The sequence below is a fragment of the Chryseobacterium potabilaquae genome, from assembly GCF_902728265.1.
Taxonomy (GTDB): Bacteria; Bacteroidota; Bacteroidia; order Flavobacteriales; family Weeksellaceae; genus Chryseobacterium; species Chryseobacterium potabilaquae.
This window is the reverse complement of record NZ_CACVBR010000076.1, coordinates 1-6330: the sequence shown is the minus strand read 5'-3', so window position 1 is coordinate 6330 and position 6330 is coordinate 1. Positions and strand designations below refer to the sequence as shown.

At 28.3% G+C, this 6330-nt stretch carries 6 protein-coding genes; 4 read left to right on the top strand and 2 right to left on the bottom strand.

Annotated features, from left to right (window positions below):
- Positions 1–307: 307 nt before the first annotated feature.
- Positions 308–670: a helix-turn-helix transcriptional regulator gene (locus CHRY9293_RS18010; RefSeq protein WP_162034246.1), complete on the bottom strand. Its 363-nt coding sequence runs from the start codon at positions 668–670 to the stop codon at positions 308–310.
- Positions 671–1101: 431 nt separating this feature from the next.
- Here CHRY9293_RS18010 and CHRY9293_RS18005 point away from each other — a divergent pair, with 431 nt between their 5' ends.
- Genes CHRY9293_RS18005 through CHRY9293_RS17990 form a run of 4 tightly spaced genes read left to right on the top strand, consistent with a single transcriptional unit; the run spans position 1102 to position 4895 of the window.
- On the top strand, positions 1102–1875 hold the full coding sequence (locus tag CHRY9293_RS18005) for a ParA family protein (RefSeq protein WP_162034245.1): 774 nt from the start codon (positions 1102–1104) through the stop codon (positions 1873–1875).
- Complete coding sequence (locus CHRY9293_RS18000) at positions 1865–2647, top strand: hypothetical protein (RefSeq protein ID WP_162034244.1); 783 nt, start codon at positions 1865–1867, stop codon at positions 2645–2647. Before CHRY9293_RS18005 ends, CHRY9293_RS18000 begins: the two co-directional genes overlap by 11 nt.
- A complete protein-coding gene (locus CHRY9293_RS17995) occupies positions 2648–3892 on the top strand; it encodes a toprim domain-containing protein (RefSeq protein WP_162034243.1) in 1245 nt (414 codons plus the stop codon).
- Positions 3885–4895: a replication initiation protein gene (locus CHRY9293_RS17990; RefSeq protein ID WP_162034242.1), complete on the top strand. Its 1011-nt coding sequence runs from the start codon at positions 3885–3887 to the stop codon at positions 4893–4895. The genes CHRY9293_RS17995 and CHRY9293_RS17990 overlap by 8 nt, the downstream gene beginning before the upstream one ends.
- A gap of 444 nt (positions 4896–5339) precedes the next feature.
- Here CHRY9293_RS17990 and CHRY9293_RS17985 read toward each other — a convergent pair whose 3' ends face one another.
- Positions 5340–6218, bottom strand: a complete 879-nt coding sequence (locus CHRY9293_RS17985) for an ISKra4 family transposase (protein ID WP_162034241.1) — start codon at positions 6216–6218, stop codon at positions 5340–5342.
- Positions 6219–6330: the final 112 nt, after the last annotated feature.

The window sequence follows — 6330 nt, the reverse complement described above, 5'->3', positions numbered from 1 at the left end:
TTACAAATGAAAAATTAAGATTTAATCTAAAAAAAATATTCGAATGGAAATATAAATATTAAAATACTGATTAACAATGTTTTATGTGCTTCTATTTTACTTTAGGCCCGAATCGGTAGTTGCAACCTATTATGTTAATATAGTATCTATTATTAGCAGTAAAGTAAATGATAGAAATAGTTTAATCTAAAGAAAGATTAAATAAAATGCTCAATTTATATCATTATTAGAGCTTCCCATTATTGAGAAGCCAAATTGTAAAGACTCAAAACAGCCTACTTAATAGAGGAAGGCGTGATTTTGAGTTCTAATGAGACAATTTTTCATTTTCTTCTTTTAGCCTTATAATTTCCTGTTTTAATAGAATAATATAATCTTGAAGATTTTCAATTATAGAAGTAGAAATATTATTAAATTGATTGAAGTTCCCACCCGATGCTCCTGAATTAAATTCATTATTTATTATTACTTTAATATCATCTTCCTCATATATCTCTTCTACAGAAACTTCTAAAAATTTAGCGATTTTTTCCCATTCCTCCTTTACTATTCTCACATCTCCACTCTCTTTTCTACTATAATTGGATACGTCTGTTGCAATAATATCCGCAATTTGTTGCTGAGTATATCCTTTTCTTTTTCTTATTGAGCGGAGTTTTTCTTTTTGCATTTTTCTTTTTTACAAAAATGGAGAATTTGAATAAAGTGTACAATATTTATATGGAAAAATTGAGGGCTTAGAGAAAATAAATAATAACAAATTATTTATTGTAGTACATCTATAAAAAATATCTACAAATAAAAAATTAGGGATAATAAATAAAATATATTCATTATTATAATTTATATAAATAAATGAAATAAGTAAATAAACTATTTATATAAATATTAAAATTGTTATAATATAAATAGTAAATAAAATATATTCATTATTATAACTTATATAAATAAATGAAATAAGTAAATAAACTACTTATATAAATAATAAAATTATAATAATATAAATAATTAAATTTATATACACAATATATTATTTTTATAATTTAGTTATTGTGTCAATGTGAAATATTGATTATATTTGAATATTGATAATATTTATATATGCCGATTATTTCAATTATTACACAAAAAGGAGGGGTAGGAAAAACTACAACAGCAATACATGTGGGAGCTGCATTGGCCCAAAAGAAAGGTGCTAATATTCTTTTGGTTGATTTTGATAGTCAAAAAAACCTTAGTATGGGGTATGGAATTGAAGATACCTATCCTTATACAATTAAAGATTTTTTAGATAATACGGGAGAGTTTCGCCTAAAACATCATGGGAGTTCTAATGTGTATATTCTAGCCGGAGATGCCTTACTAGAAGAAGAAGAAAATTATAATAGATACACTTTAAATCAAAATCTTCAAAATTTACTAGAGCAGATGCCTTTCGATTATGTATTGATTGACTGTCCTCCGAGACCCCTTATGAAGAAACTAACTTTAGGAGAGATGGCATTGTGTGCGTCTGACTATGTTATGTCTCCTATAGAAGCTGAACAATACTCTTTTGCAGGAATAGATAATCTTCTCCCATCATTTCTCAATATTAAAGAACAATATAATCCTAAACTTGAATTCCTTGGTTTTTTCTTTAATAAAGTCCTTACTAATACTGTTAACTTTAGAAAATATAGTGAAATGATTAAACAAGAGAAAGGAGCGAGTGATTATTTTTTTAAAACTTTTATTAGGCAGGATATGAATATTGAAAAAGCGAAACAAGAAGGGAAAAACATTTTTCAAATTAGTGCTAATAGTAGAGCTGCGGAAGATTATAAAAATTTAGTTAAAGAAATTAAAGTTAAAATCAAAAAGTATGAAAGCTGATTTATTTAAAAACTTCAAAACACTTAGGGAAAAAAATGAGGAGAAAACAGCGGAAGCTTTAAAAGTGGATAATGTCTCCGAGGATACTAATGGAGAGGAATTAATTGAGCAGGATAAAAAGAATCAGATTCTTCAATCTCAGATAAGCACTCCAAGTAAAGAAAATGAAAGTGAGAAAGAACAAACCGAGGATATAGCTGAAAAAATAAAAAAAAGGCCAATAAAAAAAGAAATTTATGAAGCTCGGGCTGCCTTATATCCAGAGAATTCAACAACTGGAGCTTATTCAAAAAAAGATAAAGTGAATCAGGGGAAAAGGACCTTTACGGTATTTTTAAAGTCTGATACTCTTGAGTTTTTGAAAGATCTTGTATTTTATAAAGCTACCGCTGAAAGGCAAATTTTCTATAATCAATCTGAGGCAATTGTAGAAGGATTGGAATTAATCATGCTTTTATATAAAAATATTAAATCGAGGCCTGATTTCATTAGAGAACAAGAAAAAAATAAAAAAGGAGGACGAAAAAGAAATTCGGATGAAATATATGATTCGACTACTACTGTGTATATTCCGGGGCAGTATTATGATTTTATAAAAGATGTTACTTATAATAAAGTTGTTGGTGGTAATCTTTATTTTAAAGATTGGGATTTATTAGAGTCTAGTATTTCAGAATTAAGAAAAAAATACGGAAATAACATCAATCCTAGACCTGATTATATCAGAGAAGATGAAAAACAAAGAGGAAGAAAACCAAAAAAGGAATCTTAAATGTATAATATCTTAAATTGGGATTTAATAAGATTTGAAATTGATATTGAACAATATTTTTTATTTAAAATGGGAAGTTTATACAATTTTGATAAGTATAAACAAGCATACGTGTTAAATGAAGGAAAGGCCAACGGAGACATTATCCGTTTTTTTTATCATGAGACATCTAAAATAAAAATGTACTATTCTATAGTGTATCAGGATAGCGGAGACATTATCCAATTTATAAAGAAAAGAATTTTGCAAAATCAGAATGCTACAGGGAATGAAGTCAATGAGGAATTACGAACTTTTTTGGGATTAAAAACATATACGCCTATTAAGCATAAAAGTTCAATAGTTTCTCAAACAGACTCTATTAAGAAACGAGATTATGAAATTTACGGAGACATTATCCATAAAATAGACGATCATTTAAAGTACTTAACTGAATTTAGAAGTTTTTCATATGATGTTTTATTATCTCCTGTGTTTAAATCCATTTTTTTCACATATACTACAGATGCAATTAGTACTTTATCCTTTCCTATTATTAATATAGAAGGAAAAATTGTAGGTATTAATAGGATAGAAACTAAAGAGAATCATTATTTTAATAAAAAATGGTTTGATAAAAATTCTCAGAATGGAAATGGGTTTACTTTTTCAAATGAATTACCCGGAACGGAGACATTATCCATTTTTGAAAGCTTTTTTGATGCAATAAGTTATCATGAGCTGTATAAGCTTAATTCTGTACAATATTGTGCTACCAACGGAGAATTAGGTTTTAAAAAGGCAAAATTAATTATAAATTATTTTCAAGAGAAGAATTTTAAAAGGCTCATTTTAGGAAATGATAATGATTCTGCAGGTAAATATTTTAATTTAAATATTATTGGCGCTTTTATTAATGGAATAGATAGAATTCGAAAAGGAAAAGAAATTATATACATAGAAATCAGTGGAAATTTAGTTGATCCATATAAATTTAAGCTACTCAAAAGGTTCTTTAAAGTTTCTGAAGAGCAATCTGCATTCCCCCCAAAAATTATTACTCCATATATATATTTTACGGAGACATTATCCACAAATGAGGAGAGACATTTTTTCACAATATCTAATACAGAAGATTCTCTTGAATTTTTTGTAGGTTTACTAGTAAGGATTTGGGAACTAAATACTCAAATTATTATACATACGCCTATAAATAAAGATTTTAATGAAGATTTAATTAAACTTAAAACTACCTCAAATGGCTAAACAGGAAAATCAGGTACCAATTAAAAGAGAGGTTTTAACTTCTAAACCAAGGAAAAAAGTATTAATATCCAATGATTTTAGAGAAATACTCATTTCGCAGGAAACATCAATTATTGAGCAGCGTATAATCACCATGATACTTTCTGCAATTAAAGATGAACAATCGATGTTTATCAATGTTAAATCTCCAATAAATGATGAAAAACAGCTGTCATTTGACGATTATTTTGAAGGATGGGCACATCAAGGAGTTGTAGATTTTTCAGTGTCTATAAAGGATCTAAATCCAAATCGGAAAATGAAAAATTCAGTTATCCAAGAAGCATTGGTAAATATGACAAATATTAATTGGCTGAGACTAAAGGACGATACAATTAATGGATATAAAGCTGTTCCGTTTATATTAGAACCTAGTTGGAATAAGAAAAGTATTTTTTTTAAAATGGATAGGGCTGTAATGCAACATCTCTTGAACATGGCTCAGTATTATTCTATTAAAAAAGATCTTTCATTTAATGCTTCCACAAATAATACCCTGAGATTTTTGATGTGGTTAGTTAAATTTAATAAACAAGGAGGAGTAGTGAAAGAGTATACCCAATTACTCAAAGAGTTATTTATTCCTGTAAATAAGTATGAAGGGCATTATAGATTTGAACGTGATTTTCTAGTAAGAGTTAAAGCAGATTTGGACAACTTTAATGATATTAGCTTTAATTATTCTTATAAGGAAAATCATTATCATTTTGTAATCTATAACACCCAGAATGCTGTGGGGTTTAATTCAAAATTTCCTACACTTGATGAGCTTCAAATCGAAAGAGCTTTAAAATATTTAAAGAAACAGCGAGCGCTTTCTGATCAACATTTGAGAATTATGAAGCAACTTTATGAGGTTAGAGGCTACCAAGAATTATCAAAACACTTAAAAAGGAAAATCGATATAAATATTATTGGGGAAGCTTATATTAAGGCTGTATTTTTGCTACTTGAGAAAATTTAGGATAATGTCTCCGTAAAAAGGGATAATATTTCCGCAAAATGAGATAATGTCTCCGCAAAATGAGATAATGTCTCCGTAAAATAGGATAATGTCTCCGTAAAATGAGATAATGTCTCCGTAAATTCCATGTTAATCAATTCATAAAAATCTATAAATCAATGTTTAATTATGTTTTATTTTTTTTGCTTAATTATATTATATTAAGTAATATTTTAAATAATATAATAAAAATAAGAATTGTTAAAAAAAATAGGGGAAATATATATCTACATATGATTGATAATCATTCTTTTAAAAAATTCAGTCATTAATATTTTTCCTAAAAAAAAGAGATAATGTCTCCGTATTTTAAAATATATAAAATAATATATTGTTTATATTTTAAATAATTTGTATATATTATTATAAGAGGGAGTGGGAGTGCATCAAAAAGTGTGGGGCAATTTATGCAGCTACTTTATTTTCTTTTATTTCCGCAGGTCTGAACTTAGGATATATTTTTCTAAAAACAGATTCCCAATCTTCGTTTAGAACTTGTGTTCGAACCTGAAGCAGTAGATGAGCTCCTCTTTTCGTCCACTGCATGGATTGTTTTTTGTTAAACCGCTTTGCAATTACATAATTTACTGTAGATTCCACAAAACTTGTGGTAATGGTTTCTCCATACCGATATCTTTCGGAGTAATTGACAATATATTTACCATTATTATTAATATAGGTGTAAAAATCATTGACATGGAATACCAGTTTCTTTAAATTTTCATACTTTTTCTTGGCAGGGGTATTATTTTGATATTCATCAAGTTCTATTTCAAGATCCTCAATCAGATCTAAAGCATCCTCTGCTTTTCCATGCCATAGATTCCACTTGATGCTTTTCAAAATTTTCAGCAGTAATTGTCCTTTCTTTTCATCAGCTTTTAGTAATCCTAACGCAAACTGATTGAGAATTGTAATTCTCATGGTTATATGAAACCAGTCTAAAATCTGTACAGATTCTGCATTAAGATAAATCTGCATATTGCGTAGATTTTGTGCGCCATCACAAAAGAATTCCATCTTCTGATGGGGAAGCATTCCCTGGGATTTTAGATGCTCGTAAATTCTCCGCTTAGGCTTTTTATCATAAGTTCCTACAAAACCAAAACATTTTGCCTTTTTTTCTGGGGGCACAGTTTTGCCTATAATCACTTCAAAGACATTCTTTTTATTGTTCCAGTCCCTGATATAGCCTCCATCCATACCGATGATCATGGTTCTTTCGGGTCTGGGAAGACTTTCTCTATAGACAATACTGCCGGAATCATACATGAGGGGCGGCAAGGATTCCTGCGTTAAACAGCCATCTTTACTATAACATATTGAAAAACAAATTATTGAGATTTATTAAGTTACAGGGATATTAAATTCAATTTCTGGACCTTCTCTCTCCATG